This is a genomic window from Acidovorax sp. YS12 (assembly GCA_021496925.1).
In the GTDB taxonomy this organism is placed as follows: Bacteria; Pseudomonadota; Gammaproteobacteria; order Burkholderiales; family Burkholderiaceae_C; genus Paenacidovorax.
Genome location: CP053915.1, coordinates 654,820 through 670,158 on the forward strand (window position 1 = coordinate 654,820; position 15,339 = coordinate 670,158).

Below are 15,339 nucleotides of genomic sequence, written 5' to 3' on the forward strand. Positions count from 1 at the left end.
TATTTATTGATGGTTGATCAATCCAAAGCATTACCAAAGGTTGGGATTCCAGAATTAAAATTTTCTGTAATTTCGGATACATGGCCACATTCAAAGGCACGCTATCGCGTATCTGGATTGATGGTTTCAGACCAATACCGCATGCGCCTTCCGCAGAATTTAGGGCAAATCCACGATGAAGAGAATAATTTGGACGTTCTGGTTTTTTGCGCTGGCATTGAGCGCTCTATGGCTTTTTACCGATACGCTCTGGCCTGCACAGTCCAACTACTTCGCCCTGCGAACGGTATGGATTCAATACAGCGGCGTACTGGCCATCGGCACGATGTCCGTGGCGATGGTGCTGGCCACGCGCCCTGCGTGGCTGGAGCCCAGCTTGAACGGACTGGACAAGATGTACCGCCTGCACAAGTGGCTCGGCATCGCCGCTCTGGCCGCTGCAACAATACACTGGCTGTGGGCGCAGGGTACTAAGTGGGCCGTAGGCTGGGGCTGGCTGACGCGCCCGGCGCGCAAGCCCCGCGCAGCGGCTGATTCAATGGGCTCCATTGAATCGGCGCTGCGTGGCTGGCGCGGACTGGCCGAGGACTTGGGCGAATGGGCCTTCTACGCCGTCGCGGTGCTACTGGTACTGGCTTTGGTCAAGCGCTTTCCATACCGGCTGTTCGCCAAGACGCACCACTGGATGGCAGCGATCTACTTGGTGCTGGCCTTCCACACCTTGGTGCTGGTTCAGTTCTCCTACTGGGCGCAGCCCGTGGGCTGGGCTTTGGCTATGCTGCTGGCGAGCGGCACGGTATCGGCGGTGTGGGTGCTGCTGGGCCGGGTCGGTGCGCAGCGCACCACGCACGGTGTCATCGAATCGCTGCAGACCTACCCTGCGCTGAACGTGCTGGAAACCACCCTGCGAATGGACCCGGCCTGGCCCGGCCACCGGCCCGGACAGTTTGCCTTCGCCATGTCCAACCCGAAAGAAGGCCCGCATCCCTACACGCTGGCCTCAGCCTGGGTGCCGGAAGACCGGCGCATCACCTTCATCACCAAGGCGCTGGGCGACCACACCCGCCGGCTGCCGGAACGCCTGCAAGTTGGCGACCGGGTGACGGTCGAGGGGCCTTACGGCTGCTTCACTTTCGACGACGGGCGTGCCCGCCAGATCTGGATCGGTGCTGGCATCGGCATCACGCCGTTCATCGCGCGCATGAAGTTCCTGGCGCAGCACGAGGGCCAAGACGCACGTCCCATCGATTTGTTTCATCCGACGAGCGACGTTGATCCGCAGGCCATCGAGAAACTGAGCGCCGACAGCGAGGCGGCCGGCGTTGCGCTACACCTGTTCATCGACAAGAAGGACGGTCGCCTGACAGGTGAGCGCCTGCGTGCCATGGTTCCCGGTTGGAAAGACGCCAGCGTCTGGTTCTGCGGCCCCACGGCCTTCGGCAGCGCGTTGCGCGCCGACCTGCTGGCCCAGGGGTTGGAGCCGGAAGCCTTCCACCAAGAGCTTTTCGAGATGCGCTGAATGGAAGAAAGCATATGCGCGTATTGATCGTGGAAGACTCGCAAACGCTGGCCGAAGCCCTGAGCCAGAGCCTTCAGTCGGAAGGCTATGCCTGCGATACAGCAGCCGATGGCGTGTCCGCGCTGAAGTTTCTTGCCAGCTACCGGTACGACGCCATCATTCTGGACTTGATGCTGCCCCGGCTGGACGGCTTTGGCGTGTTGCGCGCATTGAGCCGGGAGGCCCATGCCGCTCCGGTATTGGTGCTCTCCGCGCGCGAACTGCTTGACGACCGGGTGCGGGCCTTGGATGCGGGTGCCGATGACTACCTGACAAAACCCTTCGAGCTGGCCGAACTGCTGGCTCGCCTGCGGGCGCTGGTGCGGCGTCCGCCGCAACGGGACGTTCCAGTTCTGCGCCACGGCGATCTGGAGGTCGATCCGCGCTCGCGCACCGCGAGGTTCAAGGGCATTGATCTTGGGCTCACGCCGAAGGAATATGGACTGCTCGACTTGCTGCTGCGTCGGCGCGGCGCCACGCTGTCGCGCCCGCAGATTTTTGAACATTTGTACGACAGCCGCAGCGATGCATCGGACAAGGTGGTGGAGGTGATCGTCAGCACCTTGCGAACCAAGCTCGCCCAGTGCGGCCTGGATGAACTGATCGTGACACGACGTGGCTTCGGCTACATACTGCCCTGAACGATGGTACGTCCCGATTCCGAAGCCCTCTCTGATGCGAGTCAAGGCAGATCCTGGTCCTTGCAGCGGCGGCTGGCTGCCAGCCTGGTGATCTGCATTGGAGGAACCTTCGCCATCCTGTTTCCCGTCCTCGACTACTGGATCGACCACGAAATCTACCGACGGATGGATACCACCCTGATGCAACGATCAGCGGCGGTGGGGCGCGTGCTGCAGGAGTTGGATGCGAGAAAGCTCGAAAGCCTCATGCCGGAATACGAGCCTGGCGGGCATACCGAGTTCTTCACGGTCTTCGATTCGCAGACCCACCGGACCTTGCTGCGTTCGCCCAGCAGTGCTGGGGCCGAGCTGGCGCTTGGACCGGTGGAGCAAGGCACCCCACGCTACTACGACGTGATACTCCCGGACGGCCACGCGGGCCGCGCGCTGGCGACGCGCGTGCCGGTAAGAGGTGAGGAATCTCGATTGCTGGTTGTGGCAACAGAACGTCGGGATTGGGATCAAACCGAACGGCGCATCCACTTCACGCTCCTGGGCGGTATCGTTCTGGCGACGCTCCTGGCCACAGGCCTGGCGCTGCTCATGGTTCGGCGCATCGTGGTCATGCTGGAGCGCGTTGGCGTGCAACTGGCCGACCTGCGTTCGGATCGGCCGATTGCGCGGATCGGAGCGGACTTTCCACGCGAACTGCGGCCGTTTGCCGAAGCCTTCAATCAGGGCTTGCATCACCTGTATGCGGCCATTGCCCGCGAGCGCCGCTTCTCCCGCGACGTGGCCCACGAGTTGCGCACGCCCTTGGCAGAAATCCGCATCAGCGCAGAAAGCGCTTTGATCGATGCCGACCCGACCCGAATCCAGCGCGCCCTGAATGCAACGATCCAGGCCAGTTCACGCATGCAGCGCAGTGTGGACACTCTGCTGTTGTTGGCGCGGCTTGAATCCGGCCAACACACACTTGCGCTTGATCCTCTGGATCTAACAGCTTTGCTGCAAGAGTTGCTGGCGGGATTCAACGTCCAGCAAATGGCACCCAAGTCACCTATCCGTGTGACTTTGCCTGAATCGGCATGGGTGCAAAGCGATCAGGGCGTGATCGAACGCATCGTCTCCAACCTCTTGCGCAATGCCATCGAATACGCGCCCGAAGGCGACGACATTCAATGTAGGCTGGAGCGCGCGGCTTCCGGCTGGATGTTGACCATCGTCAACACAGCTCCCAATTTGCAGGCATCCGATCTGGATCAATTCGGACTTCGCTTCTGGCGCAAGGATTCCGAAGGTGGCACGGCGCACCACGCCGGGCTGGGACTTGCACTGGCCCTGGCGCTCGCGCATGCCATAGACCTGCCGCTGGCGTTCTCACTGGACAACGGTCGGCTGTCCGCGCGGCTTGGCCCTTGGCCACCGCTGCTCTGAGATTGACGCAGATCTACACCGCAGTGCCGAACATGGCTCCCACGCCCGCTGTCACCGCCATGGCAAATGTGCCCCAGAACGCGACGCGCAGCGCACTTTTGAAGAGCGGCGTACCACCCACGGCAGCGGCCGCAGCGCCGAGAAGGGCCAGGAAGACAATCGCCGTCGCGACGATCCAATAGAGCAGGCTCTGCTCCGGCGCCAACAGAACCACGGCCAGCGGCATGGCCGCACCCATCGCGAAGCTCCCAGCGGACGCCATGGCGGCTTGCAGCGGGCGAGCGCTCAAGGTTTCAGAAATGCCCAATTCATCGCGCGCGTGCGCGCCCAGCGCATCATGCGCCATCAATTGCGTGGCGACCTGATCCGCGAGTCGATGATCCAGGCCACGCCGGACATAGATGGCCGTTAGTTCCCGATGCTCTGCTTCCGGACTGTTTTCCAGTTCATCACGTTCCCGCGCCAAATCCGCCTTCTCCGTATCAGCTTGTGAATAGACCGACACGAACTCGCCTGCAGCCATGGACATGGCACCGGCTACCAACCCCGCGATGGCCGTGGTCATGATGCTGGCATGGCTTGCATGGGCAGCAGCCACGCCTGCAACCAGGCTGGCCGTGGAAATGATGCCGTCATTGGCACCCAGAACAGCGGCGCGCAGCCATCCGATATGTTCAGTGCGGTGACTTTCAGGGTGGGCGCGGTGGTGAAATTTGGTCATTGGAGATTCGAATCCATATAAAGCAGCCTGAGGCCAGTAGGTCAGGGGCGACGACCGGGAAGCATGCGAACCAGTGTGTTGTCACGCATGACGTAGTGGTGCAACAGCGCCGCCATCGCATGCGATCCGATCAAGACATAGCCCAATGTCGCCAGCGCCTCATGGACATCCTTGAGTTGGCGCGACAAAGCAACGTCGGTGCCGATCAGAGAGGGAATGGGCAAGCCAAACAGAACAACCGGCTTGCCCGCCGCACTCAAGGTGAGCCATCCGAGCAGCGGCATGGCGAGCATGAAGCTGTAGAGCGCATAGTGCATGACATCGGCGAGCGTGGCCTGCCAGCGTGGCATGGGTGGTTGGATCGCGGGCTTCACGCCCGCCTGGATGCGCACCCCGATACGGATCACGACGATAACCAGAACGCTGAGGCCCAGCAGGTAGTGCAAGGACTTCATGGCGTCTCTCAAGGCTCCCTTGGGTGCCAGTCCGCGCAGCTCCATGCTCGCATAGACCGCGATGATGAGAAGCACGGTCAGCCAATGCAGTCCTATGACCAAAGGACTGAAGCGGTATTCGGAATTCCTGACATTCATGGTGTATGGCTCCGATGTTTGAGGTAGCAAAGGCGCACCGCTGGCATATCAGAGCAAGTTACTGAAAAATCAGTTTATCGATTGCTTGCTGCTCAAAGCAGGCGTTTCGCCGAAATACATCGTACTGAGCAAATTTCGCTTTCTCCAAAGCTTTCTCAAAGCTTCACCGAAGAACATGAGCCGATCTTTTACAAGAGATCGACCGCATGTTTCGCCTCATTAACCTCGCGCACCGCTTCATATGCGACGGATTTTCAATCCGCGCTGTGTGCTCGCTACTCTGCTCTACGTCGTTTGGAGCAGCACAAGCATGAGCTTCCCGACCTTGAAAGCGGCGGGTGCCTCCAGCCGAACCAAGACTCTGGCCCTGTCCGCTATCAGCGTGGCGGTTCTGGTTGCCGCAGGGTACGGCTGGTGGGCCTGGACAACGCCGCGGACAACCGTAGCCGATAAAGACGCGAGCGAGGCTGTCGCCCAACCGAGCGCTGGCGGCGTTCAGCTCAACGCTGCTCAGCTTCGCGCGCAGGGTGTGGAAACCGCGCTCGTCAAAGACACCGCAGTGATACCGCTGGATGGCTTGCCCGCGCAGACCGTAGCGCCGCTCTCGGCCAGCGCGCACGTCGTAGCGCCCTATGGCGGTGTGGTGACGCGTGTTTTGGTCGATGAAGGCGCTGCGGTGCGTCAAGGACAAGCTCTGGCGCACATCCAGAGCAAGGACGTTCTGGCGGCGCAGGCCGATCTGGCGCGTGCCCGCACCGAAGCGGCGGTGGCCGCGGCGCAGGCCCGGCGCGATGCCTCGCTCTTGGCCGAGGGCATCATCCCAGCCACGCGCAACGAGCAAACCCAAGCGCGCGCGGCGGTTGCGCAAAGTACGTTGCAAGAGACCAATGGCGCCCTCGCACGGCTTCGACCCGTTAGCGGTGGGCAGGCGGGCGAGTATGAATTGCTGGCGCCTTTGTCCGGGCGGGTGATGCGTCGTCACCTGAGCCTCGGGCAGGCGGTCGCGCCGCTCGACATCGCCTTCCTGGTGGCTGAGCCTGGCCCGCTGGATGTCAGCGTCACGGTTCCGCTGCGGTGGCGCTCGGATCTCCGCCCGGGCTTGGAAGTGCGTCTTCCCGATGGCACGATCGCTCGGGTGACGGCCGTTGGTGGCGACACTGACCTCAGTAGTCAGAGCCTGCGGGTACGTGCCCGCGTCGATGCAGATCAGGCAGGGGCAGACCGCTATGCGGCCGGGCAGCAGATCAGTGTCGCGCTGTTGCTGCCAGCACCGCATGGCACCTTGAGCGTGCCATCGTCCGCACTGCTGCCAGCGGGCAGCGCCCACGTGCTCTACGTTGCTGAGCCGTCATCGCAAGACAAGCAAGGCGACCTACGCGTCCGCGCTGTTCCGGTGCAACTGCTGGGGCAAGACGAATCAGAGGCGTCAAGCGCCGTGCGTGCCGTCTCGCCAGACACTGCGCCGCTTGCGGCAAGCATGCAGGTCGTCGTGCGCGGCACGGCACTGCTCAAATCCATGATTCCATTGCAATGAGGGGCGACCACGCATGTTGTCCCGTCTGATTGAATTTTCCCTGCGCCAACGTGCGCTGGTGCTACTCGGCGTGCTGGCTTTGGCAGGTGCGGGCTTGGCAGCCTTCCTGCAACTGCCGATCGATGCCTATCCGGATATTTCCCCCACGCAGGTCAAGCTGATCATCAAGGCCCCCGGCATGACGCCCGAAGAGGTGGAGTCGCGCGTGATCACGCCGCTGGAGATGGAGTTGCTCGGCGTGCCGCAGGGCGTGATGCTGCGCTCCACGGCCAAGTATGCCATCGCCGACATCACGCTGGACTTCGCCGAAGGCAGTGACATCTACTGGGCGCGTCAGCAGGTGGCCGAGCGCTATGGCGGCGTTTCGGGCAGCCTACCCGAAGGCGTCAGCGGCGGACTAGCGCCGATTTCGACACCACTGTCGGACGTGTTCATGTTCACCATCGAAGGCGGTGGCCTCACGCTGAGCGAGCGCCGCGCTCTGCTGGACTGGACGCTGCGCCCGGCCCTGCGCACGCTGGCCGGTGTTGCCGATGTCAACGTGCTGGGTGGAGAAGCCAAGAGCTTTGCCGTGGTGCCGGATCGCGCACGGCTTTCCGCTGCGGGCCTCAGCTTCTCTGATGTCATCACGGCAATCGGCCGCAACAACCGCAATGACGGTGCGGGCCGCCTGGATGCAGGCGAAGACACGCTGATCGTGCGCGCCGAAGGCGCGATCCACACTTTGGACGATTTATCCCGTCTGATCCTGCGCGCGGGGGCCAATGGTACGGCCCCAGTTCGCCTGGGCGACGTGGCCCAGGTGCGCATCGAAGGCGTGACGCGCTATGGCGCCGTCACCCGGGACGGCGCGGGCGAAGCGGTGGAAGGCATCGTGGTGGCGCTGCGCGGGGCCGATGCCTCGGCGCTGGTCAAAGCCATTCGAGCCCGGCTGGACGAGGTGACTCCCAGCCTGCCGCCCGGCGTCAAGGTGGTGCCATTCTATGACCGCAGCACGTTGATCGAGCGCGCTGTGGGCACGGTGGAAAGCGCCTTGCTGGAAGCCACGGTACTGGTCGTTATCCTGCTGCTTCTGTTCCTCGGCGAGCTTCGCGCCGCGCTGGTTGTGGCGGTGATGGTGCCTTTGGCGGCACTGGGCACCTTCCTTCTGATGCGTCTGGTCGGCATGAGCGCCAACCTGATGAGCTTGGGGGGCCTCGCGATCGCCATCGGCATGCTGGTGGACGCTGCCGTAGTGGTGGTGGAAAACGCCGTCAGTCGGCTCGACCCGCACGCGCCCAGTGCGCACCAGCCGCGCCTGCACCGCATATTCGCCGCGGCGCGCGAGGTCGCCATGCCTGTGGCCTCGGGCATCCTCATCATCTGTCTGACCTTCATGCCCCTGCTCACGCTGCAAGGGTTGGAAGGCAAACTGTTTGTGCCGGTGGCGCTGACCATCGTGTTCGCCCTGGGCGTCTCGCTGCTGCTGTCGCTCACGCTGGTGCCGGTGCTGGCCTCGCTGCTGCTCAAGGAACACGCGCACACCGAGCCGTGGGTGATGCGCTGGGCCACGCGCCTGTACCAACCGCTGCTGGAGGCTGCGCTTCACCACCCGCTACGCGCATCGGCGGTCGCCATCGCGGCCCTGACATTGGGTGTGGTGGCCTACCTCGGCACGGGCAAGGCGTTCATGCCGACGATGGACGAGGGCGATATCCTGCTGCAACTGCAAAAGCCGCCGTCCATTGGGTTGCAGCGCTCGCTGGAGATTGACCTGGCGGTGCAGAAGGCCATCGGTGCGGCGGTGCCCGAGGTGCGGCACAGCATCGGGCGGGTGGGCTCGGACGAGCTGGGGCTCGACCCGATGGGCCTGAACGAAACCGACCTGTTCATGCAGCTCGCACCGCGCAAGGATTGGCATGCAGCCGACAAGGACGCGTTGAGTGCCGAGATACGCAAGGTGATGGATGCCTTCCCCGGCCTGGAATTCGGCTTTACCCAGCCCATCGAGATGCGCATCTCGGAAATGCTCACCGGCAGCCGGGGCGACGTGGCCGTCAAGCTGTTCGGCCCTGATCTGCAAACGCTGGGCGATCTGGCGCAGCGCATGGCCGCTCGCATCGAGAAAGTGCCCGGTGCGCGCGACGTGCTCACCCAGGCCAGCGACAGCGTGGAATACCTGCAGGTGAAGGTGGATGCGCAGGCGGCCGGTCGCGCCGGACTGGCCGTGACGCAGGTTCAGGACGAGCTGCGTGCGCAGCTCGAAGGCGTGCCGGCCGGGCTGGTGATCGAGCCGGACAGGCGCACGCCCATCGTGGTGCGCGGGGATGCCCGGCTGCGCGGATCGGCCGAGCGGTTCAAGGACTTGCAGCTCGCCCGTGGCGATCAGGGCGAGATCCCCCTAGCCTCGCTGGCGCGCATCGCCACCACCGATGGCCCCGTGCTGGTGCGGCGCGAGAACGGTTCGCGCTTCGCGCTGATCCAGTCCAGCGTGAGCGGGCGCGATCTGGTCGGCTTCGTAGATGAAGCGCGCGAAGCCGTGGCGCTCGACGTGCCGCTGCCGCCCGGCTACCGCGTCGAATGGGGCGGGCAATTTGAGAACCAGCAACGTGCAGCGGCCCGCCTAGGCATGGTAGTGCCGGTGGCCCTGGGGCTGATTTTCTTCGTGCTGTTCATGACCTTCGGCTCGGTGCGGCAGGCCGCGCTCATCCTCGGCAACGTGCCGTTTGCCATGGTCGGCGGCGTGGCGGCGCTGTGGCTGTCGGGGCAGTACCTGTCGGTGCCTGCTTCGGTCGGCTTCATCGCGCTGCTGGGCATCGCCGTGCTCAACGGATTGGTGCTGGTGACGCACTTCAACCACCTGCATGCGCTAGGCCTGCCCATGGAACAGGTGGTGCGCGAAGGTTCGCTGCGACGGCTGCGCCCCGTGCTGATGACGGCTTCCATCACCGCCTTTGGCCTGGTGCCCCTGCTGCTGGCCAGTGGCCCTGGCTCTGAGATCCAGCGCCCACTCGCCATCGTGGTGATTGGCGGACTGGTCAGTTCCACGGCGCTGACCCTGGTCCTGCTGCCGGTGCTGTACCGGCGATTCGGCCAGGCCATCTCCTCACAACAAGGAGTCCACGCATGAACGGATTGAAAGAAGCGCAACTGGTGCGCCTGAATCTGGTGTTTCCACCCACGCTCGAAGACGCCGTCACCGATGCCCTGATGGCCGACCCGGTGCTGCCAGGGTTCACCCTGTTGCACGCCGAAGGGCATACCGGCGACTTCGCGCGCGCGTCCATTCGCGAGAAGGTTCGCGGCCGTGTGGATCGGCGCGTCATCTGGGTGTTGATCGAATACGAACAACTGGAACAGGTCCTGGCGCATCTGCGCCAGCGCATCGCGTCTAGCGATGTCCGCTGGTGGGTGGAGTCGGTGTTGGCAAGTGGAAGACTGGTATGACGAGTAAAAACAAAGGATGCAGCCTGGTACTACCGGCTGGTGCCGTCATGGTGGCTATCGCGGCTTTGACATTTCATCCCGCGCAAGCGCGCGCCGATGATCTTTCGTGGCTGCCTGCGCAGGCGCAAGTCGAAGCGGCGATAAAAATCCAGCCGGTCGTGAATGCCGCAGCCGCTCGCTTGGACGCGGCGGCCGCCACGCAAAGCGCCCTTGAAGCCGGTAGCCACGAATTTGAATTCAGTAGTGGCCTACAACGTCGCAACGTGACCAACGAAGCGCGTCGCTACAACGAATGGGAAATCCAGCTCAGCCGTGCTGTTCGCTTGCCAAACAAGGCGCGTATAGATCGGGACATCGGCAGCCGCACCCGTAGGGTGGCCGATATGCGCCTTGAAGATGCCGAGCACCAAATGGCAAGGCGACTGTTGGAAGTCTGGGCCGGATGGCTGCGCAGTTTCGTCGTAGCCGACGAGATGCAAGCTCAGGAAAAGTTGCTTAGACGTGAGCAGGAAGCAATGGCCCGCCGCGTGGCCCTGGGCGATGCAGCGCAGCGGGACAGCGACGTTCTGCAAGCCGAACGCGCGATGCTTGCAGCCCAGGTTAGCGCTGCGCGCGACGCAGAACGGGCAGCACGACAAACGATGGTGATCGAGTTCCCGGGCATTGAGATTCCCGCGCGGCCATCCACGCTGCCAGATCCCGATCCTTTGCCGGGCGGGGTACAGGAGTGGCTGGCGCGAATTGTGCGACAAAGCGTCGAAATCGGCATTGCCGATGGAGAGGCAGCGCGCCTTGCCAAGGTGGCCGAGCGAGCTCGCGCCAACCGCACGCCCGACCCCACAGTCGGGGTACGGATGATGTCTGAACGCGGTGGGACGGAACGTGTCATTGGCGTTGTCCTGACGGTGCCATTTGGCACTGACTATCGCAGTGCAATGGCTGCCACGGAAAGCGCCAACGCAGCTGCCGCAGAGGCAGAGGCGCTCGGCGTGCGGCGCGCGGTGGAGCAAAGTGCGTGGGTAGCCGCGCAGGCAGCTGAAAGTAAGCGCACGCAGTGGCAGTCATTCGCGCAGGCGCTGGCCGCGCAGACCACGGCCAGCAACCGCACGCGGCGAGCTTGGGAACTGGGAGAGGCCCCCTTGGCCGAATACCTCTTGACGTTGCGAAACCTGCGCCAGACACGCCTCGGTGAGGCACAGGCTCGCATCGATGCGCTGCAAGCGTCAGCACTGGTGCGTATCGATGCGCATGCGCTGTGGCATTCGAAGGAGGCACATGCCGATGCCCCTCAATGAATCCCGACTACTGGGCAACGCCCCACTATCCAACGCACCATTCGCACCTCGATTCTTAATCACTCATTTAGCGCTACCAGCGGGTGCGGCGCTGATCATCAGCAGTCTATTGATGGATGGCGGTGGGGACTTCTGGGTCGCCGATCATCTCTATCGCTTGCAGGGCAGCCGATGGGCTTTGCGGGATGCCTGGCTAACCAGCAACCTGCTGCATCGTGGTGGGAAGAATCTTTCCACCTTCCTGGCAATTGCGGTTGCAGCAACGTGCATCTGGGCTTGGAGAAAAAAACGTAGCAACAAATGCTCGGCATACCTACGCTGGCCGCTACTGTATCTTTTTTGTGCGTACTTGATCGGGGCACTGACGGTTTCGGCGCTGAAATCGTTCACTAACATGGATTGCCCCTGGAACTTGGTGCGCTATGGCGGAGCGCGAGTGTTTGTGGGCCTGTTTGAAACACGCCCGCCCGGTATGCCGCGCGGTGTGTGCTTTCCCGCAGGGCATGCAAGTGCCGGATATGCATGGGTCAGCCTATATTTCTTTACCTTGATGGTTCGTCCTGCCTGGCGTTGGATGGCCTTGGCTGCAAGTTTGATGATAGGTGCCATCTTTGGATGGACCCAGCAGGTGCGCGGAGCCCACTTCCTTTCCCATGACTTGTGGACGCTCCTGATTTGTTGGGTCGTTGCCTTGGGTCTTTTCATGGTCTGGCAACGCTGGTTTGTTGATGGCTCAGGCGATGTCTATTCATCGGGGTTCCAAGCATGAGAACTTTCAAACAGGCTCTCGGTCTGATGCCGCGATTCAGAACTGCAAACCTCAAGGACCTAAGCCATTGGCGACCACAATGCAGCGTCGAGTGGCTGATCTTGATGACCAGTATTTTCTTTGCACTAGCCTGCAATGGTCTATTTTGGAGTAGCGCCTTAGGCGTCCAGTCCAGCTTACGCATGGGTACATCCGTACTGCTGTTTCTGGTGGGCATTCACAGTCTGCTGTTGAGTTTGGTTGTGTGGCGCTGGAATGCCAAGGTTTTACTTGCGGTGCTTTTTGTTGCCTCTGCCCTCGCAACACATTACATGCGCAGCTTTCATATCTACCTCGATTCGAGCATGTTGCGCAATGTTCTAGCCACAGACTTCAAGGAAAGTCGCGAGCTACTGACGCCTGCATTGATTGCTCCACTAAGCCTACTGGCAGTAGTTCCGATTATTTTTCTTTGGCGAATCCGATTGCTCGGGCGTACTTGGCTGAAAGCAACCGTGTGGCGTATGGGATTGATGCTGCTTTCGACACTGATGATTTCGGGCGGTGTCATGCTGTCATTTCAGGACATGTCCGCACTGATGAGAAATCATCGCGAAGTGCGATACTTGATTACACCGGGAAACTATCTGGTGGGTTTGCCGAAGGCACTGACAGGTTCCTCTATCACGCAGTCCGCCGAAAAAATACCCATTGGAGCTGATGCCGTTGCAACAGTCAGGCCCGAAGGCAGTCGGCCACGTTTATTAGTCTTTGTCGTAGGCGAGACGGCTCGCGCCCAAAACTGGGGATTGAACGGCTATGCACGCGAAACAACGCCTCAATTGACTCAGATGGGTGTGATCAATTTCTCCGACGTGCACTCCTGTGGAACTAATACCGAGGTTTCTGTGCCTTGCATGTTCTCGTCCTTTGGTCGCCGAAACTACGATGAAGACAAGATTCGCTCACACCAATCCTTACTGCATGTTCTGGAGCGCGCCGGTATTACCACATTATGGAGAGATAACCAGTCAGGTTGCAAAGGGGTGTGCGATGGTCTCGAATATCAAAGCCTAGGGAATGCACAAAGTCCCTCTTTATGCGTTGATGGTCGGTGTTTCGATGAGATTTTGCTTGAAGACTTACCAGCTCAGGCTCGCAAAAATCCCGGTGATCGTGTGATTTTTTTGCACCAGCTTGGAAATCATGGCCCCAGCTACTTTCAACGATACCCAGCAGCGTATCGAAAATTCATCCCAACATGCGACACACCGGAAATGGGGAAATGCACCCGCGAACAGATTGTGAATAGCTACGACAACGCTATTCTCTACACAGATCATTTCCTAACCCAAGTCATTAAAAAATTGCAGGGCCTTTCCGACTACGACACAGCTATGATATTCGTCTCGGATCACGGCGAATCCCTGGGCGAGAAGGGACTTTTTCTGCACGGCATGCCTTATGCGATTGCTCCACAAGAGCAGACTCGTGTTCCTTTGGTTATGTGGTTCTCTTCAACGTTTACTCAAAGTCGAGGGCTGAATATTGGCTGTTTGAGTGAGCGAGCCCGCTCTTATGCGAATCACGACGCATTGTTTTCGTCTGTCTTGGGGCTAATGCAGGTTAAAACAAGTGAGTACGATAGGAATTTCGATTTTTTCTTTGGCTGTGATGATGAGAATATATAAGAGTTGTTCTCATGAAAGATAAAAAACACACAATCCCAGCTGAGTCGCATGCCCGCATTCGAAAATAAACAAAAATCTCGCCGAGGAATATTGAGAATTTGGCATGCGTCCCATTACTCAATTCAGGGATTGCGCGCTGGATGGAATGAGCCGGCTTTTAGACTTGAGTCAGTATTTTCCTTTGTGTTGGTCCCATTGGCCTTCTGGTTGGGGCAGGGATGGGTCGAAGTCGCTCTTCTCTCAGGAAGTATCCTTATTTTGATGATTGTGGAGCTACTCAATACTGCTGTGGAATCGGCGATTGATCGTATTGGCCCTCAATGGCATGAGCTATCAAAGCGTGCAAAGGACATGGGAAGCGCTGCCGTGCTGTTAGCCACTTTGCTGACCGGGGGGGTTTGGCTGTCAGCACTCTGGCAAAGGCTGATTAATTAGCCGCGCAAATGAAATTAGACGAATTAAAGTGGAGTGAGCACAATGGAGCTTCGACATCTTCGCTGCTTTCTCATCGTTGCGGAGGAACTTCATTTCGCTCGCGCCGCTGAACGACTACATATCGACCAATCTCCACTTTCACGCACTATCAAAGAATTAGAAGAGGAACTTGGTGCTCGTTTATTCATTCGTACTACCCGAAGCACTCAACTAACCCGTGCCGGGCGACAGCTTTTGGAGCATGTCCCGCGCATTTTTACCGCATTGAATCAGGCCCGTGATGGCGTCAAGTCTGCCGCCAACGGATTTTGCGGCCAGTTGCGCATTGCCTTGTCTGACGGTGTAACTCCCTCACGCTTGCCAACTTTACTGGCGCAATGCCGTGAAGAGGACCCCGAAGTTGAGATACGTCTGTTCGAGGTGCCGCTCGGGCAACAGATCAAGGGTTTGCATGAAGATCTGTATGACGCAGGTTTTTCAATGGCCGAAGACGGAGGCGATGGCATCTTGGCCACGCCCGCCTGGGAGGACGAGTTGATGGTTGCGGTGCCAACTCGCCATTCTCTGCTCGCCCATAAGCGCGTTCCGTTGGAGGAAGTACTACGTCATCCGTTGGTGCTCGGCGACCCAGCAGTATGCGAAGGCCATGCACGGCAAGTCGATCGTTTTCTCCGCAAGCTCGATCAGGAGCCATTGATAGTCCAGCGCGTGGCGACCTTTGACGTGATGATGACATTGGTTTCCGCCGGTTTGGCTTTGGGCCTAGCAGGCGCAGCGCATATAGCTTCTTGTCGAGAGTCAGGCATCGTGGGTCGCCCCTTGGCAGGCAAGCCGCCAATGCTGACAACCTATCTGTTGCGCCGTGATGCCGCACCTTTCGAGATGTTGAACCGATTCATTGAACGAGTCGCCTTTCTTGAGGCAAGGGGTAATCTGAACCTGGCCGAAGATTCCTGACTTACTCGACGAAAGGACTGGGAACCATGAACAAAGTGCTGCTGATAATGGTCATCACCCTAACGGCATGTGGTCAATCTCGACCCTCGGAAACCGTGGACTTCCTTGTGGCCCACCCCGACCGCATCAAGGAACTCCAGCGCCAATGCAAGGAGGATCGCGCAAGGGTCGGCGATGAACTCTGCGTGCGCGCGGCCGAGGCCGCCAATCGGCGCTTCTTCGGTGATCGGCCGGAGCAAAAGACGAAGTAGCGTCCGCCGCTGTTGCTTCGCTACGACGAAGCTCTCGCTACTACCTCCATACGCCGCAACGCGCCCGCGCTCG

14 protein-coding genes are annotated in these 15,339 nt (G+C 60.4%); 12 read left to right on the forward strand and 2 right to left on the reverse strand.

The window, feature by feature from the left end:
• Nucleotides 1-175 precede the first annotated feature (175 nt).
• From YS110_03135 to YS110_03145, 3 genes are read left to right on the forward strand one after another with little or no spacing between them, the layout of a single operon-like run.
• The gene (locus YS110_03135; GenBank protein ID UJB63829.1) at nt 176-1,519 is read left to right on the forward strand and encodes a ferric reductase-like transmembrane domain-containing protein; all 1,344 of its coding nucleotides are present in this window, start codon (nt 176-178) and stop codon (nt 1,517-1,519) included.
• A gap of 14 nt (nt 1,520-1,533) precedes the next feature.
• Nucleotides 1,534-2,199, forward strand: a complete 666-nt coding sequence (locus YS110_03140) for a response regulator transcription factor (GenBank protein ID UJB63830.1) — start codon at nt 1,534-1,536, stop codon at nt 2,197-2,199.
• A 3-nt stretch (nt 2,200-2,202) separates the two neighbouring features.
• Nucleotides 2,203-3,615: a two-component sensor histidine kinase gene (locus YS110_03145; protein ID UJB63831.1), complete on the forward strand. Its 1,413-nt coding sequence runs from the start codon at nt 2,203-2,205 to the stop codon at nt 3,613-3,615.
• 13 nt (nt 3,616-3,628) lie between these two features.
• On the opposite strand, the gene YS110_03150 is transcribed toward YS110_03145, so the two are convergent.
• On the reverse strand, nt 3,629-4,336 hold the full coding sequence (locus tag YS110_03150) for a VIT family protein (protein ID UJB63832.1): 708 nt from the start codon (nt 4,334-4,336) through the stop codon (nt 3,629-3,631).
• A gap of 41 nt (nt 4,337-4,377) precedes the next feature.
• A complete protein-coding gene (locus YS110_03155) occupies nt 4,378-4,929 on the reverse strand; it encodes a cytochrome b (GenBank protein ID UJB63833.1) in 552 nt (183 codons plus the stop codon).
• 310 nt (nt 4,930-5,239) lie between these two features.
• Here YS110_03155 and YS110_03160 point away from each other — a divergent pair, with 310 nt between their 5' ends.
• From YS110_03160 to YS110_03200, 9 genes are read left to right on the forward strand one after another with little or no spacing between them, the layout of a single operon-like run.
• Nucleotides 5,240-6,463, forward strand: a complete 1,224-nt coding sequence (locus YS110_03160; protein UJB63834.1) for an efflux RND transporter periplasmic adaptor subunit — start codon at nt 5,240-5,242, stop codon at nt 6,461-6,463.
• Nucleotides 6,464-6,476: 13 nt separating this feature from the next.
• On the forward strand, nt 6,477-9,572 hold the full coding sequence (locus tag YS110_03165) for an efflux RND transporter permease subunit (protein UJB63835.1): 3,096 nt from the start codon (nt 6,477-6,479) through the stop codon (nt 9,570-9,572).
• Nucleotides 9,569-9,889, forward strand: a complete 321-nt coding sequence (locus tag YS110_03170; protein UJB63836.1) for a DUF3240 family protein — start codon at nt 9,569-9,571, stop codon at nt 9,887-9,889. Before YS110_03165 ends, YS110_03170 begins: the two co-directional genes overlap by 4 nt.
• Before the next feature lie 47 nt (nt 9,890-9,936).
• Nucleotides 9,937-11,184 (forward strand): TolC family protein, encoded by a 1,248-nt coding sequence (locus tag YS110_03175; protein ID UJB67330.1) that lies wholly within the window; start codon nt 9,937-9,939, stop codon nt 11,182-11,184.
• Entirely contained in the window at nt 11,171-11,953 is a 783-nt protein-coding gene (locus tag YS110_03180; protein UJB67329.1) for a phosphatase PAP2 family protein, read from the forward strand. Before YS110_03175 ends, YS110_03180 begins: the two co-directional genes overlap by 14 nt.
• A gap of 26 nt (nt 11,954-11,979) precedes the next feature.
• Nucleotides 11,980-13,623: a phosphoethanolamine transferase gene (locus YS110_03185; protein ID UJB67331.1), complete on the forward strand. Its 1,644-nt coding sequence runs from the start codon at nt 11,980-11,982 to the stop codon at nt 13,621-13,623.
• A gap of 48 nt (nt 13,624-13,671) precedes the next feature.
• Nucleotides 13,672-14,058 carry a diacylglycerol kinase gene (locus YS110_03190; protein ID UJB63837.1) on the forward strand — a complete coding sequence of 129 codons (387 nt, stop codon included), beginning with the start codon at nt 13,672-13,674 and terminating at the stop codon, nt 14,056-14,058.
• A gap of 42 nt (nt 14,059-14,100) precedes the next feature.
• Complete coding sequence (locus YS110_03195) at nt 14,101-15,015, forward strand: LysR family transcriptional regulator (protein UJB63838.1); 915 nt, start codon at nt 14,101-14,103, stop codon at nt 15,013-15,015.
• A gap of 26 nt (nt 15,016-15,041) precedes the next feature.
• Complete coding sequence (locus YS110_03200; protein UJB63839.1) at nt 15,042-15,266, forward strand: EexN family lipoprotein; 225 nt, start codon at nt 15,042-15,044, stop codon at nt 15,264-15,266.
• Nucleotides 15,267-15,339 lie beyond the last annotated feature (73 nt).